General features: G+C 72.4%; 10 protein-coding genes. 9 read left to right on the forward strand and 1 reads right to left on the reverse strand.

Annotated elements, in window-relative coordinates; translation table 11 throughout:
- Window positions 1-70 precede the first annotated feature (70 nt).
- Genes ABZZ74_RS19385 through ABZZ74_RS19425 form a run of 9 tightly spaced genes read left to right on the forward strand, consistent with a single transcriptional unit; the run spans window position 71 to window position 12,417 of the window.
- Complete coding sequence (locus ABZZ74_RS19385; protein WP_356766409.1) at window positions 71-793, forward strand: glycosyltransferase; 723 nt, start codon at window positions 71-73, stop codon at window positions 791-793.
- 5 nt (window positions 794-798) lie between these two features.
- Window positions 799-2,250, forward strand: a complete 1,452-nt coding sequence (locus tag ABZZ74_RS19390; protein WP_356766411.1) for a glycosyltransferase family 4 protein — start codon at window positions 799-801, stop codon at window positions 2,248-2,250.
- Window positions 2,247-4,637 carry a lipopolysaccharide biosynthesis protein gene (locus ABZZ74_RS19395; RefSeq protein WP_356766413.1) on the forward strand — a complete coding sequence of 797 codons (2,391 nt, stop codon included), beginning with the start codon at window positions 2,247-2,249 and terminating at the stop codon, window positions 4,635-4,637. The genes ABZZ74_RS19390 and ABZZ74_RS19395 overlap by 4 nt, the downstream gene beginning before the upstream one ends.
- Window positions 4,634-6,448: a glycosyltransferase gene (locus ABZZ74_RS19400; RefSeq protein ID WP_356766415.1), complete on the forward strand. Its 1,815-nt coding sequence runs from the start codon at window positions 4,634-4,636 to the stop codon at window positions 6,446-6,448. The genes ABZZ74_RS19395 and ABZZ74_RS19400 overlap by 4 nt, the downstream gene beginning before the upstream one ends.
- Window positions 6,438-7,250 (forward strand): PIG-L family deacetylase, encoded by an 813-nt coding sequence (locus tag ABZZ74_RS19405; RefSeq protein WP_356766417.1) that lies wholly within the window; start codon window positions 6,438-6,440, stop codon window positions 7,248-7,250. Before ABZZ74_RS19400 ends, ABZZ74_RS19405 begins: the two co-directional genes overlap by 11 nt.
- Window positions 7,247-8,857, forward strand: a complete 1,611-nt coding sequence (locus ABZZ74_RS19410) for a phospholipid carrier-dependent glycosyltransferase (RefSeq protein WP_356766419.1) — start codon at window positions 7,247-7,249, stop codon at window positions 8,855-8,857. Before ABZZ74_RS19405 ends, ABZZ74_RS19410 begins: the two co-directional genes overlap by 4 nt.
- Window positions 8,847-9,947 (forward strand): glycosyltransferase, encoded by a 1,101-nt coding sequence (locus tag ABZZ74_RS19415; protein ID WP_356766421.1) that lies wholly within the window; start codon window positions 8,847-8,849, stop codon window positions 9,945-9,947. Before ABZZ74_RS19410 ends, ABZZ74_RS19415 begins: the two co-directional genes overlap by 11 nt.
- On the forward strand, window positions 9,944-11,359 hold the full coding sequence (locus ABZZ74_RS19420; protein ID WP_356766423.1) for a beta-galactosidase: 1,416 nt from the start codon (window positions 9,944-9,946) through the stop codon (window positions 11,357-11,359). The genes ABZZ74_RS19415 and ABZZ74_RS19420 overlap by 4 nt, the downstream gene beginning before the upstream one ends.
- A complete protein-coding gene (locus tag ABZZ74_RS19425; protein ID WP_356766425.1) occupies window positions 11,356-12,417 on the forward strand; it encodes a GNAT family N-acetyltransferase in 1,062 nt (353 codons plus the stop codon). Before ABZZ74_RS19420 ends, ABZZ74_RS19425 begins: the two co-directional genes overlap by 4 nt.
- Before the next feature lie 36 nt (window positions 12,418-12,453).
- On the opposite strand, the gene ABZZ74_RS19430 is transcribed toward ABZZ74_RS19425, so the two are convergent.
- Window positions 12,454-13,539, reverse strand: a complete 1,086-nt coding sequence (locus tag ABZZ74_RS19430; protein WP_356766427.1) for a GNAT family N-acetyltransferase — start codon at window positions 13,537-13,539, stop codon at window positions 12,454-12,456.
- Between the last annotated feature and the right edge of the window lie 54 nt (window positions 13,540-13,593).

The following is a 13,593-nucleotide window of genomic DNA, read 5'->3' on the forward strand; positions in this document are numbered from 1 at the left end:
TTGACTTTGTGCCGACATGAGATGAACGTGTACGTATACACCGTATCCTTCTCAGAGGAGCGGACTGCTCATGACTTTCGCGCTCAGCCGCCCCGAGGTCGACCTGGAGCTCATCTTCCCGGCGCTCAACGAGGAGCATCGCCTCCCGTCCACCATCGAGCTCACCGTCGACTACCTCGCCGAGCGGCCCTGGACCTCCGCGGTCGTGGTCGTGGACAACGACAGCGCCGACCGCACGCACGACGTCGTGCGGCGTTTCGCCGGAGCGCCCGTCCCCGTGTACACCATCGGCTGCAGCGACCGCGGCAAGGGAGCCGCCGTCCGCCGGGGCATCTCCACCTCCTCGGCCCGGTACGTGGGGTTCGCCGACGCCGACAGCGCCACCCCCATCGAGACGCTCGAACCCGTCATGGCCCTGCTCGAGCAGGGGCACGCGGCGGTGATCGCTTCCCGGCGGGCCCCGGGCGCGCACTACGAGATCGAACAGTCCGCGCTGCGCCGCTGCGGCGGCTGGCTCTTCCGGCGCATGGCTCGCTTCTCCCTCCCCGGCATCGCCGACACCCAGTGCGGCTTCAAATTCTTCGACGGGCCCCTCATCCGCGAGATCGTCGACGGTTGCCACGTCGACGGATTCGCCTTCGACGTGGAGATCCTCGCCCGCGTCGGGCGCCGGGGACACCGGGTGACAGAAGTGCCGGTCGCCTGGTGCGACGTGCCGGGATCGACGTTCTCGGCCCGCCGGGACGGGCTGCGCTCGATGGCCGACCTGATCAGGATCTCGATAGCGCGGTGACCGCCATGACTGCACTGAACGAGCTCGCCCGAGCTGACATACTCTTCCTCAACTGGCGCGACCCCTCCCACCCACGGGCCGGCGGCGCGGAGGTGTTCTGCCGTGAGACCGCCCGCCGGTTCAGCGCCGCCGGCGCCCACGTCACGGTCTTCACGGCACGCCACCCGGGCTCCGAACCCCACTCCGTGTCCGACGGCACACGGATCCTGCGCGGCGGCGGCACCTACGGCGTCTACGCCGCGGCGGCCCGGCACCTGCTGCGCCACCGCCACACCTACGACGCCGTCATCGACTGCCAGAACGGCATCCCCTTCTTCTCGCCGCTGTTCACACCGCGCTGGACCGCGGACATCTGCGTCGTCCACCACGTCCACCAGACCCAGTTCGACCTGCTGTTGCCCCGCCCGCTGAACACCGTCGGCAGGGTCCTGGAGAAGCAGGTGAGCAAGGTGGTCTACCGCGGGCGTCCGGTCGTCGTGGTCTCCCCCTCCACCCTGGAGGGGATCCGGCGTGAACTCGGCTTCCGCAACCCGGTCTACATCGTCCCCAACGGCAACACGCTCGCCCCCGCCTCCCACGGACCGGCCGGGTCCGCCGACGATCCGCGGGGCCGGACTCCGGCCATCGCGGTCGTCAGCAGGCTCGTGCCGCAGAAGCGCCTGGACCTGCTGGTGCACGCCATGCCGGCGCTGGTGCACAAGATGCCCGGCGTGCGGCTCGACATCGCCGGGGACGGCACTGAGCTGCCCCGCCTGCGCGCCCTCGCGACACGGCTCGGCGTCTCGGACGCCGTCACCTTCCACGGCCGGGTGAGCGACGAACGCAAGTGGGAGCTGCTCGCCCAGGCATGGCTGACGGTCGTTCCGTCCGTCGCCGAGGGATGGGGCCTCACCGTCATCGAGGCCAACGCCGTCGGTACCCCCGCCGTCGTCTACGACGTGCCGGGACTGCGCGACGCGGTACGGCCCGGGCACACCGGATGGCTTCTGCCACCGGAAGCGGACCTGGCCGGCGGAGTCGCCGACGCGCTGGCGGAGCTCACCGAGGCCGCCGCGCGGGAGCGGGTGGCCGGCCGATGCCGCTCCTGGGCCGCGACCTTCTCCTGGGACGACACCGCGGAGCGGCTTGCCGCCGTGGTCCTGGAGGAGATGTCACGGACCCGGCGCCACCGGCACTCCCGCCGCCGGCCGAGCGATCTCTCCGTCATCGGCAGTTTCCGGGTGACGGACGGCAACGCGATGGAGCAGGTGCTCAGGCAGGCCCTGCGCCTGACCGACGCCTGGAACCGGTGCGGGGACACCTTCCGGGTGCTGCTGCACGGCTGCGACGAGGTCCGCGCCGCTCGGGCCCTCCGCCGTCTGGGCGTCCGGCCGAGCGAACTCACCCTGGCCAGCCGACAGGACGTCCTCGTGGGAACGGCCGGCCCCCAGAGCGAAAGCGACCGCACCACGCCATGACCTCCACGCGCATCTCCGCCCCCCACCCGGTCGCACGCCCGGACGACGTCAGGGCCGTGCAGGGAGCCCGCTGGGTCACCGCCGCGTGGCTGACCGTCGGAGCCCTCAACTACGGCTACGCCCTGCTGCTGACGCGGTTGCTGGACGTGCACGACTTCGCGACCTTCGCCGCGGGACAGGGACTGGTGCTGTGCGCGGCGACCATCGCTCTCGTCGCCATCCCGTGGGTGCTGGCCCAGGCCCTGGCACGCGCCCGTTCGCAGTCCGAGCGCGGTGAGGCCGTGCGGTTCGCCGTGGTGATCGCGGTGACCGGCGGGCTCGTGGCCGGCGGTGCGGTCGCCCTGGTGGCCACGCGGTTCGCCGGTGCGGCCACCGTCGCCACACTCGGCGTCGTCACCCTGCTCAGTTACGTCACCCGGGTCAGCGGCGGCTGGCTCCAGGGCACCGAGCGGATGCGGACCCTGGCCGGCGTGCTCACCGGTGAGGCGGCCCTGAAGGTCCTCGCGGGCCTGTTGCTCGTGTCGGTGTTCGGCCTCGGTGCCACCGGGGCCCTGGCCGCGTTCGGGATCGGGGCGGTCGCCCTGCTGCTGTGGTGGCCGTACCGGATGACGCGCGGGGGCAGGTGGTGGGCTCAGGCACGGGCGAACCGCGACCTGTGGCGCCGTGCGCTGGAACTGGGCAGTGTGCAGAGCCTGGTGGCGCTGATGGCCACCGTCGACCTGGTCCTGGTCGCGCTGCTTCCGACCGGCGCGGCGGCCACGGCCGGCTATCAGGCGAGCGTGATGATGGGCCGGGCGCCGCTCTTCCTGGCCGGCGCCATCTCGGTGGCCTTCTTTCCCGCGCTGTCCCGGCGGCGGATGGGTACACCGCTGGCCGCCAGCGCCGTACGGATGTACCTCATCGTCGCCCTCCCCCTCACGGCCGTCTACGCGACCACACCACCCGAGGTGTTCGGCGTGATCTTCCCGGCGAACTACGGCATGTTGAGCAGGATCGCGGTGTACACCGCGGTCTCGGGGTTCGCCGTCGGCGGTATCAACCTCGTCTCCACCTTCTTCCAGGCGGTCAACGACCAGTCCTGCCAGCCTCGTCAGGCCGTCGGGGTACTGCTCTTCCTGGTGGGCCTGCTGGTCGGCTGGCGGGCCGGAGGGATACCGGGACTGGCGCTCGGCGGCTGCTGCGGCGCCCTGGCGGCGTTGCTGCTGCTGATGGGTCTGCTGGTGCGCCGGCAGGGATTCCATGTCTTCGTGGGACTACCGCTGGTCGAACCGCTCGCCGTCACCTGCGTGCTCGTGGCGCTGCGTCCGGTTCCCGTCGCCTGGCTCGTCGCCGCGACGGCCACCGGGGCCCTGGCGGCCATGCGGTTCCTGCGGCACCGGGTGAACTCCACGTCTCAGGACCGCTCGGACGACGCGGGGTCCGGGCAGGACACCCCGAAGGGACCCGAGGAGGGCCCGGTCCACGGTGCCGGGCGCCCGAGCGGGGACACCGCCGCCACCCGGCTCCTCCTCGACGCCGTCTGGCGCCACGACGTCCGCCCCGCCGGGGACGAGGAACTGCGCCGCGCCCTGACCCTGGCCCGTGCCGGCAACACGGAAGCCCTGCTCGCCGCCGCCTATCCCCGGCAGTTGGCCGAGACCGTGGCCGAGGCCGAGAAGTGCGAGGCGTCCTTCCGCAGCAATGCGCGCGAGGCGACGGAGCGGCTGCTCGCGGCGGGCATCCCGAGTGTCCTGATCAAGGCGGACGGACCGGGCGAACACGTGGGGGGCGACTTCGACCTGGTCGTCCCCGACGGCACATGGGCGGCGGCGGCCGAGACGCTGTCCGGCTGGTGCATGCGCCGCGAGCGGTACTGGTTGGAGCGGGCCACGAAGGTGCTGTTGTGGCCGCCCACTGGCCCGGCCGTCCACCTGCACGCCTCCGTCTCGTGGTTCGGCGTCCCGGTGATCCCCAACACCCGGCTGTTTGCTCGCGCCTCGGCCTGCGACGACCGTCCCTGGCTGGAGCCCCGTCCGGCGGACCGGCTGCGCATCTGGCTGGCCCACGCGCTCTTCCAGAACCTGTCGTTCGAACTGTCGGAGCTTCTCGCCATCAGGCCGCTGCTGCGGCCGGACGTCCTGGCCGAGGCACGGAGCGCGTCTGCCCGGGAAGGCTGGGGCACCGCCCACGACCAGGCCCTCGCCGTCGCCGTGGAGACCGTCGGACGGCTCGACCGGGGTGAGTTCGTCCCCCTGCCCATGCCCCTTCCGACGAAGGTCTCCCTGCAGGTGGCGCTGGAGCACACCCCCCGTCTGCTGCGCGAGGGACGGATCGAGGGCGCCGTACGAGAGGCAGCGCTCAGGGTTCCGCTGTGCGTGGCCAAGAGCCGAAAGGCGGGCACCTCATGACCGGCATCCGCGTCAGGCCGAACAGCCGCCCGCGCACCCCGGCCCGACTGGTGGTGGCGGTGTCCGGCCCCGACGACTCCGGCAAGTCCACTCTGGTGGACGAGGTCGTGACGACACTGCGGGAGCGGGGTTGCACGGTCACCAGGACCTACTGCTACGGCTGCGTGCTGTGCCGCCGGTTCCCGGGCCGTCCCCGGTCCGCACGTCCTGCGGGCCCGCCGTCACCGCTGGGAACCCGGTTCGACGCCCTCCATGCCCGCGTCGACGCCGCCGAACTCGCCCTACGGCTGCTGGCCGCGAGGGTGCGGTCCGCCGTGCGCGGCCTCGCACGCCGCCCCCGCGTGATCCTCACCGACCGTGGCCCCCTTGACTCCCTGGCGAAGTTCGACCCCCCGCCCGGCTCCCGGACCGCCGCGCTCTTCCGCCGTCTGGCCAGCGCGTACGACCTGACACTGCTCCTGAGGAGTCATGCCGAGGAAGCCGCCGACGACGGCGGGGACCCCGGACGGCACTGGCAGGAGCGTTACCGCCGCTGGGCGTGCTCCACGGCGGACGTGGTCGGCCTCGACGCACGCGGCACCACGCCGGCACTCGCCGCGGACGCCGCCTGCTGGCTCATGGCGGCGCGCTGGAACACCTTGCGGCAGGAGGAGCAGCCCTGCGCGGCCGGCCCGGCACGAAGCCGGGTGGTCGTCTCGGCCTTCGACAACACCCGCAGCGCCGAGTACCGCGGCGGCGGTTCGGCCGTGGTGGATCACGTGGCCCGGCGCCTGGCGCAGGACTTCGACGTCACCGTCGTCACCGCGGCGCGGCACGGCGGAACAAAGGTGCGCGACGGACTGCGCTACCGCTTCGTGCCCGTCTGCCGGGCCGGCCCCCGAGCCGCCCAACTCCTGTTCCAGGCGGTGCTGCCCCTTCTCGCCCAGAGGATCCCCCACGACGTGTGGCTGGAGAACCTCACTCCCCCGTTCACGACGGGCCTGCTGCCCCTCTTCGCTCCGAAGCCCGTCATCGGGATCAACCAGTGCCGGTGCGGCGAGGCCACCTGGCAGAAGTACCACGTTCCCGTCTTTCCCCTCGAACACCTCGCCCTGCGCCGCTACCGGGACCTGGTCGTCCTCAACCAGGCGGACGCCGCCGACGCCCGCCGCCACAGCCCCGGGGCGGCGGTGCACCTGATCGAGAACGGCGTGGACCAACGGACCGTCGACGACAGCGAGTTCGGCCGGGGCGAGCACATCCTCTTCCTGGGCCGGGTCGACGTACGGCTCAAGGGCCTCGACCTGCTGCTGGCCGCGTACGCGGCGGCCGCCCCGGGCCTGCCGCTCTACATCGCCGGACACGGCACGCCGGCCGAGGAGCGCAGGGTGCGGACGCTGCTCGCCGACGCGGGCGGGAACGTCCACTGGCTCGGCTATGCGGACCCGGAACGCAAGGAACGCCTGCTCCGGGAAAGCGCCTTCATGGTCCTGCCCTCGCGCAGCGAGACGTTCGGACTCGCCGCGCTCGAGAGCATGGCCCACGGCAAACCGGTGATCCACTTCGCCCTGCCGACGCTGAGCTGGATGGAGGACAGGGGAAACATCGGCGTGCCCCCCTTCGACGTCGACCGGTTGGCCGAGGAGATCGGCCGGCTCGCCGCGGACCCGGACCTCCGGCGCGCTCTGGGCCGGCAGGCGTATCGCGCGGCCGGGCACTACACCTGGGAGGCGATGACCGGCCGGTATCTGACGCTGGTGCGGAACGTTCTCGGATCGACCGCCGCGGCGCCGGAGATCCCTCCGCGGGAGATGATCGCCAGTGACTCCTGATCTCCTCACTGCCGTGGTGCGGGGTGGCGGCCCCCTGGTGGTGCTCTCGCCCCACCTCGACGACGCGGTGCTGTCCTGCGGAGCCCTGATGGCGCATGTCCGGGAGCAGGTGCCCGTCACCGTCGTCACGCTGTTCACGGCTGCCGCCCCGCCGCCGTACACCCTGTCCGCTCGCCGTTTCGTGCGCCTGTCCGGCATGCGCGACGCCGAGGAGCTGTACGCCGCCCGTCGCGCCGAGGACCGGGAGGTGCTCACCGCCATGGGCGTCGACTGGCGGCACGCGGGCCTCACAGAGGGACTCTTCCGCCGCAAGCCCCGGCCCGGCACGGGTGAGCCACGACGGCCGAGCCGGTTGCTGCCCGAACGCGACCACGTCTACCCCACCTACCGCGCGCATCTCGCCGCGGGCCGCGTCTCTCCTCACGACGACGACGTCCTGCGTGCCATCACCCGTACTGTCGGGGCGCTGGACGTCCCGGACGCGCCGGGCGGGGCCGGGCCGCTGCTGCTGGCGCCGCTCGCCATCGGCGGGCATGTCGACCATCTGCTGGTCAGGAGTGCGGCAGCGCTGAGCCGGCGCCGCGTCGTCTACTACGGCGACTTCCCCTACAACCGGAACGCCACCGTGGACTCCGACTTCGTACGGCACCACGACCTCGGCCGACCGGTGACGTGGACCCACGGGCTGCACTCCAAGACCGCCTCGATCCTCGGATACCGCACACAGGCCCCGGCCCTGTTCCACGACGGCCGGGTCCCGCTCGCCCCCGAGTTCTACCTGTTCCCCAGGGGCTCATCATGACCATTCTCGAAGCACGACGAGCGCGGACCGCACCGCCGCCCACCCGCCGCGCGGTGCCGCTGTCCGTCCTGTCGGCGGGCGTCTTCCTGCTGGCCGCGACGCTGCGCCTGGTGAACGTGGGCCGTTCCGCGGACCTCTTCGTGGACGAGGTGATCTACCGGCAGCTCGGTGTCAGCGCCGGCCAGGGCGGATTCCCGCGCACCTCCGAGGGCCTGTTCTTCCTGCATCCCCCCGGCTACTTCTATGTGGAGGCCGGCTGGGACAAGCTGGTCGGCACCGGCCCGGACCTCGTCAGCGGTGTGTACCAGGACCGGTTGATCAACGCCTTCCTCGGAGCCGCCACGGCGGTCCTGGTGCTGCTGCTGGTCAGCAGGGCCGGATCCCGCACTGGCGGTGTCGTGGCCGCCCTGCTGTTCACCCTGGACCCGTACATCATCCGGCAGAACGACCGGGTGATGCTGGACACCCAGACCGTGCTGTTCGTGCTGGCCGGATACCTGGTGCTCCTCCCGCTCGCCCGTCAGCCGCTGCCCGGCCGGCCCCGTCTCAGGGCCCTGGCGGCCGGGCTGCTGTTCGGGCTGGCCCTGCTGACCAAGGACCACTCGGCGCTGATCACCGTGCTGCCGCTGCTCCTCGCGCTGCTCCTCGGCTGGGGGCCACCCAGGCGGCTGCTGCTCATCACGCTGGGAGCCGGCGTCGTGCCGTACGGGCTGTATGTGGCGCTGGTGGGGCTCTGCGGTCACTTCACACCGTTCTGGTACGACAAGAGCCACGGGGCCGCCCGTCTGATCGGGATCGTGCAGGAGTCCGGGTTCCACGCGGCCGGTACGCCCTCGCTGACCAGCCGGCTCATCGACCAGGTGACGACGTTCGCCTCCACCTACGCGCTGCTGCTGCTCGGCCCGGTCGCCCTGGTGGTGCTGCTGCGCCGCAAGGATCCGGTGCTGCGGATGCTGGGCCTGTTCCACCTGTGCGCCGGTCTCACCCTGGCCTTCGCGCTCGCCCACGGGACGCTGGAGGAGCAGGCGCTGTACCTGCTCATCGTGCCCACCGTGGTGGTGCTGGGTGCCGCGCTCGGCGTGGTGACGGAGCGCTTCCGGCAGTTGGACGGCCGCCGGGCGCTGCGCACCGTCCTGCTCGTGTCCCTCGTCGGCTTCCTCACCGCGACCGTCGCCTTCTCGGGCGTCTCCTACGCCAGGGTGCACTCCGGGAGCGACGACGGATACGCCCGGCTGCGCGCCTACATGGCCCGGCACGTGCCCGTCGGCAGCACGGTCATCGCGGCCGACGGCGGGGCCAGCGGCGGTATCTCGTCGTGGGCGCTGAGGGACCGGTACGTCATGGGCGACTGGGTCACGCCCGAGGCCCGCACCCGCGCCTTCGCCCGTTATCTGGTCGTCCCGTGGAAGGTGATCGACCAGGGGTACGGCACGATGGACGCGGGCACCGCCCGGCACCTCGCACGCGAGGGCCACCTGCTGTTCTCCTTCCACGGGCGCACCTACGGCACGCTCGCGCTGTACAAGCTACCGCTGCCCGACAAGGCCTACCTGCACCATCTGGCAGCGACCCCGCACCGGCGGACGGGGGCCGACCATGGCCCGTGACCGCCGCCTTCCTCGGGTGCTGCTCCTCACCAGCGGTCCCGTCGACGGCGGGAGGGGAGGCGACACCGATCTCGCGATGGCACTCGCCCGGGAGATTCCGGTCGTGCGCCACCTCTGGTTCCGGAAGTGGCCCGGAGCCGACGACGCGGTGCGGGACCTGCCGGGACGGTCGGTTCCGCTGCTGTCGCGCGACGGCGTTCCGCGGCTGCCGGTGCGGGTCCAGGCGGTGGCCGCCGGGTCCGTGCTCACCCGGCGGTGCGACCTCGTGCACGCCGTGATGACCATCGGCACCACCTTTCCCCCGTTCTCCCGCCTCTGGCCGAGGATCGTCGGCGACACGCCGGTCCTGCACACCGTCCCCGGCGTCATGGACCCGGCCCTTCTCGCCCGGTGCCGCCCGCTGGGCCGCACCGTGGCGCTGTCCGAGGACACCGCGGGAAGGATGCGCTCGGCGGGGTTCGGGGAGGTCCGGGTCATCCGCCCCGTCGTCCGGCTGGACGAATGGCCCCTGCTGCCCCGGCCGGCCTCGGACCGGCCGACCGTGCTGGTCACCGGTCATCACGACCCGGGGGGCGGCGCCGAGGAGGCCATCGCCTCGGCCGGGGTCGCCGCTCGGGCCGGCGCCCGCTTCCGGCTGGTCCTCGCGCTGCGCGACCGGCCGGGACTGAACACCCGCGCGCTGGAGGCGGACCTGCGTGCCCGGGCCGCCCGCCAGGGGCTGGCGGAGACCGAGGTGCTGGGCCCCGTCCGCGACATGCACGGCCTGCTGGCCTCCGCGGACGTCCTGCTCTACGTGCCCCGCGCGCTCGGCGGCAAGGCGGACGTTCCGCTCACCGTGCTCCAGGCCCTGGCCACGGGGCGGCCCGTCGTGCTGAGCGACCTGCCGCAGTTCGCGTCCTTGTGCGGCGCCGTGCTGCGCGCCGCCCCGGGCGACTGCGAGCAGACCGGCCGTCTGCTGCGGCACGTGCTGGACCGGCCCCGATGGTGGCGGAACCTGGCGGAGCGGGGACGCATGACGGTGGAGGAGCGTTTCGGCGTGGCACGGTTCGCGGCGCAGTACGCGCGCCTGTACGAGGAGCTGCTGCCATGACGGACGCAGGCGGCCACCGGAACAGCGGCCCGAGGGGCGTGGCCGACCGGTCCACGGCGGCCAGGTCCACGCCCGTGCGGTCCGGTGGCACGAGGCGGCGCCGTCCCGTCCGCCGGTGGGTGCTGTACGCGGCGGTCGCCGCCGTCATCGCCGCCGTGGTCTCCTTCACCCGCCTCGGCGACCCCACCCAGCCCCGCGAGCAGTACTTCTTCGGCACCCTGCAGACGAGCCCGCGCACCGCCCGCGCCGACGAGACCCACGGCATACGGGTGGCGCATCTGACCGTCCAGTGGGACCGGTTCGAGCCGGCTCCCGGCCAGGTGGACCAACGCTACGTCGCCGCGCTCAGGGCGAGAGTGCGGTTGTTCCGGAGTGCGGGCCTGCGCGTGGAGGCGGGCCTGGGCCTCAACAACCCGCCGTCCTGGCTTCTCGGCAAGTACCCGGAGGACTCCTTCACCGACCAGCGCGGTGCACGGTTCACCTCCAGCCCGAACCTGGTGTTCAGCCAGGAGATCCGCAACGAGGTGGCCGGCTATCTACGACAGCTGGACAGCGAGATCGGCCTGGGCAGCTTCTGGGCGATACGCGTCGGGGTGAACGACGCCGGGGAGTTCACCTATCCGCCGCCGGCCCGGAGCACCCGCGGCCCCATGTCGTACTGGGCCTACGACCGGCACGCGCAGGCGAGCGGCGCGGACCCCGGCCGGCCCCCGACCGTGCCCCCGAACCCCTATCCGGGCTGGCGACCGGGCCAGGGCACCTACAACGGCGCCGCCTTCGGCACGCGCCAGGTGTCCCGGTGGTACGACTGGTACCTCGGCGCGCTCGCCGACGCGGTGAACTGGCAGACCGGGCAGTACGAGGCACTGGGCTACCGCGGACTGCTGCTGGTGCTGATCCCCGGGGCCGGGTTCTACCCCGGCGACCTGTCCGCGGCCGTCGACGGCCATCTCCGCGAGACGGCCGAAGGGGGGCTCATCAGCCGCGGCGCCGGCTTCTTCCGCACCATCGCGCTCATCGACCACCGGCCCAATGTGCAACTGGTCTCCACAGCGCTCGTGGACGGCTCGGGCACCCCCAGGAACAACGCCTGCCAGGCCGCCGACACCAGCGTCACCCCGGACGCTCTCGACCCGGCCGCGCAGGCCCGCGTGCGGGCCTGGTCGTCGGTGCGCTGGATCTCCCGGATCGCGGCACAGGAGGGCTTCCCCATCAGCGGGGAGAGCGCGGGACCTCATGTGGCCGCCTACTACCCCGGCGTCATGAACCAGGCCGGACGTCAGCTGAAGTCCTGCGGACTGACGGGACTGATGTGGGCCTTCGACCACAACCTGTACGACGGTACTCCCGGATCCTCGCTCGGGGACTACGCCTCGGTGATCACGAAGCTGCAGAGAGGAGACACACCATGACGGTGACCGTGCTCACCCCCGACCGCCTCCACGCCGCGGACATCGCCACCTGGCAGGCCATGCAGCACACAACTCCGGCCCTGGCCAGCCCCTTCCTGTCGCCGGAGTTCACCCGGGCCGTGGGCCGGCACCGCCCCACCGCCCGCGTCGCCGTGCTCTCGGACGGATCCGGGCCGGTGGGCTACTTCCCGCACGAGCACCACAGCCTGGGACTGGGACTGCCCATCGGCAGCGGGCTGTGCGACGTGCAGGGGCTGGTCCACGCGCCGGGCCTCGACTGGGACGTGCGGGCGCTGCTGCGCGCCTGCGGACTGCGCCTGTGGCGGTACGACCATCTCACCGCGGGCCAGCGGCCCTTCGACAGCGGCGTCATGCACCGCTCCACGTCACCCGTCATCGACCTGACCACCGGCTTCGATGCCTACCTCGCGGGGCTGCGCGACAGGTCGCCGGCGCAGGTGAGTCAACTGGAGGCCAAGGAACGCCGGCTGACGCGTCGCGTCGGCGAGCTGCGGCTGGTGTTCGAGGAGACCGCACCCGAACGTCTCGAGACGCTCATGCGGTTGAAGTCCGCGCAGTACCGGGCCAAGGGCCAGGTGGACCTGTTCGCGAAACCCGCGGTCGTGGCGCTCCTCCACGCGCTCATGCGCACCAGGTCGACCACCTGCACGGGCACGCTGTCCACGCTGTACGCGGGTGACCGCCCCGTCGCCATGCACTTCGGGCTGCGCTCGGGACGGGTGCTGCAGTACTGGTTCCCCGCCTACGACCCCGAGGCGGCGCGTTTCTCACCGGGCCTCCTCCTCCTGCTGCGGATGGCGCGGGCAGCGGCGGCGCAGGGCATCGAACACCTCGACCTCGGCAAGGGCGACGAGCGCTACAAACAGGAGCTGAAGACGGGCGATCTGCCCCTGGGCGAGGGGTGGGTGACGCTGGGCACCGTCCCGGCCGCGCTCCGGCACGCCCAGATGGTGTCGGGCCAGAAGGCACGAGCGCTGGTGGCGGGGAATCCCGTCCTACGACGGCTCGCGCTCAAGGCCGTCAACACTCGTCGCTAGCCGGGCCGGAGAGCCTCACTCCCCCGGCCATCCGGATCACCCCTCCTGGAAGCGGACGGCGCGCTTCACGGCCGTCCGCAGGCCTCGGTCGACCGCGGAGACGGGGAGGCGTTCCCGGTAGTAGCGGGGGGAGCGCAGGAGGTCCGCGCCGAGGGACTCCTTGAACGCGGCGAGCGACGCCCCCTGGCGGGACCCACCCAGGTCGTACCAGCGGCAGCCGGCGGCACACGCGTCCTCGATCGCGAGGCGGTGCAGCAAGTTGTTGGCCCGGACCGGATGCGCCAGGTCCCGATTCATGGCCCCGTGCCAGAACTTGGCGTGCTGACCGCGACGCAGGACGACGATCGCCGCGGCGGGTTCCCCGGCGCACCGAGCGATCCAGATCGTGCACGACTCTCCGAGCCGCTCGACGACTGTCTCCAGCCGCTCCCTCGGGAAGGCTCGCTTCCTGCGCCACCGGGCGAGCGCCAGCGGCTCGTGCTGACGGGCGGCCCAGCGCACGATGGACTGCTCGAACAGGTGATAGAACTCCGGGACCAGCCGGCCGGCCCGGTCCACCTCGACGTCGACGTCCGAGCGCTCCGCGCGACGGACAGCGCGCCGGGCGCTCCGATGAAAGCGGCGTTCCCAGATCGTGTCGAAGCCGCCGTCCAGGTCGAGCACATGCACCGTGTGGAGGTCCTCCCGGAAGCCCTCGGGTACGGCACGTGCCCACACGTCCGAGTCCTCGGGACGCAGCCGCACACCCACGCGCAGGGCCGGGAGCCGCGCGAGGTCCTCGAAGACCACCCGGGCCTCCCGCGGGCCGACGCTTCCCGAGGACACCGGCCCACCGATGCCCCACTCCCCCGGCCAGGACTCCTGCGTCGTCGTGAACGGCGGCCGCCGGCGCCTGGACACCAGGGGAAACACGACCCGGCTGCCGTTCTCGAACTCGTACAACCGGCCGGCGTCCTGAAACGGCCCCGTGGCGCACACGCAGTCGAGCCATGCCGGCGTCTGGGTGACGTTGGTCGCCCCGTCCTTGTCGGCGAGCCCCCACCAGGTGTCCCGAGGCACCGGGGTGGTCACGCGCACGGGCCCGGCCGACGTGTCGATCAGGAGTACAGCGGGTGCGTTCACGGCCTTTCCTGCCTGCCTGGGGCGCCGCCTGACTGCGCCCATCGATCCTAATCC

Origin of the sequence: Streptomyces sp. NPDC006476 (assembly GCF_040612015.1) — a bacterium.
Taxonomy (GTDB): domain Bacteria; phylum Actinomycetota; class Actinomycetes; order Streptomycetales; family Streptomycetaceae; genus Streptomyces; species Streptomyces griseorubiginosus_B.

Excerpts from the sequence above, each read along its gene's own strand:
- ABZZ74_RS19385 (WP_356766409.1), top strand. The coding sequence starts at position 71 with ATGACTTTCGCGCTCAGCCGCCCCGAGGTCGACCTGGAGCTCATCTTC.
- ABZZ74_RS19390 (WP_356766411.1), top strand. The coding sequence starts at position 799 with ATGACTGCACTGAACGAGCTCGCCCGAGCTGACATACTCTTCCTCAAC.
- ABZZ74_RS19395 (WP_356766413.1), top strand. The coding sequence starts at position 2,247 with ATGACCTCCACGCGCATCTCCGCCCCCCACCCGGTCGCACGCCCGGAC.
- ABZZ74_RS19400 (WP_356766415.1), top strand. The coding sequence starts at position 4,634 with ATGACCGGCATCCGCGTCAGGCCGAACAGCCGCCCGCGCACCCCGGCC.
- ABZZ74_RS19410 (WP_356766419.1), top strand. The coding sequence starts at position 7,247 with ATGACCATTCTCGAAGCACGACGAGCGCGGACCGCACCGCCGCCCACC.
- ABZZ74_RS19415 (WP_356766421.1), top strand. The coding sequence starts at position 8,847 with ATGGCCCGTGACCGCCGCCTTCCTCGGGTGCTGCTCCTCACCAGCGGT.
- ABZZ74_RS19420 (WP_356766423.1), top strand. The coding sequence starts at position 9,944 with ATGACGGACGCAGGCGGCCACCGGAACAGCGGCCCGAGGGGCGTGGCC.
- ABZZ74_RS19425 (WP_356766425.1), top strand. The coding sequence starts at position 11,356 with ATGACGGTGACCGTGCTCACCCCCGACCGCCTCCACGCCGCGGACATC.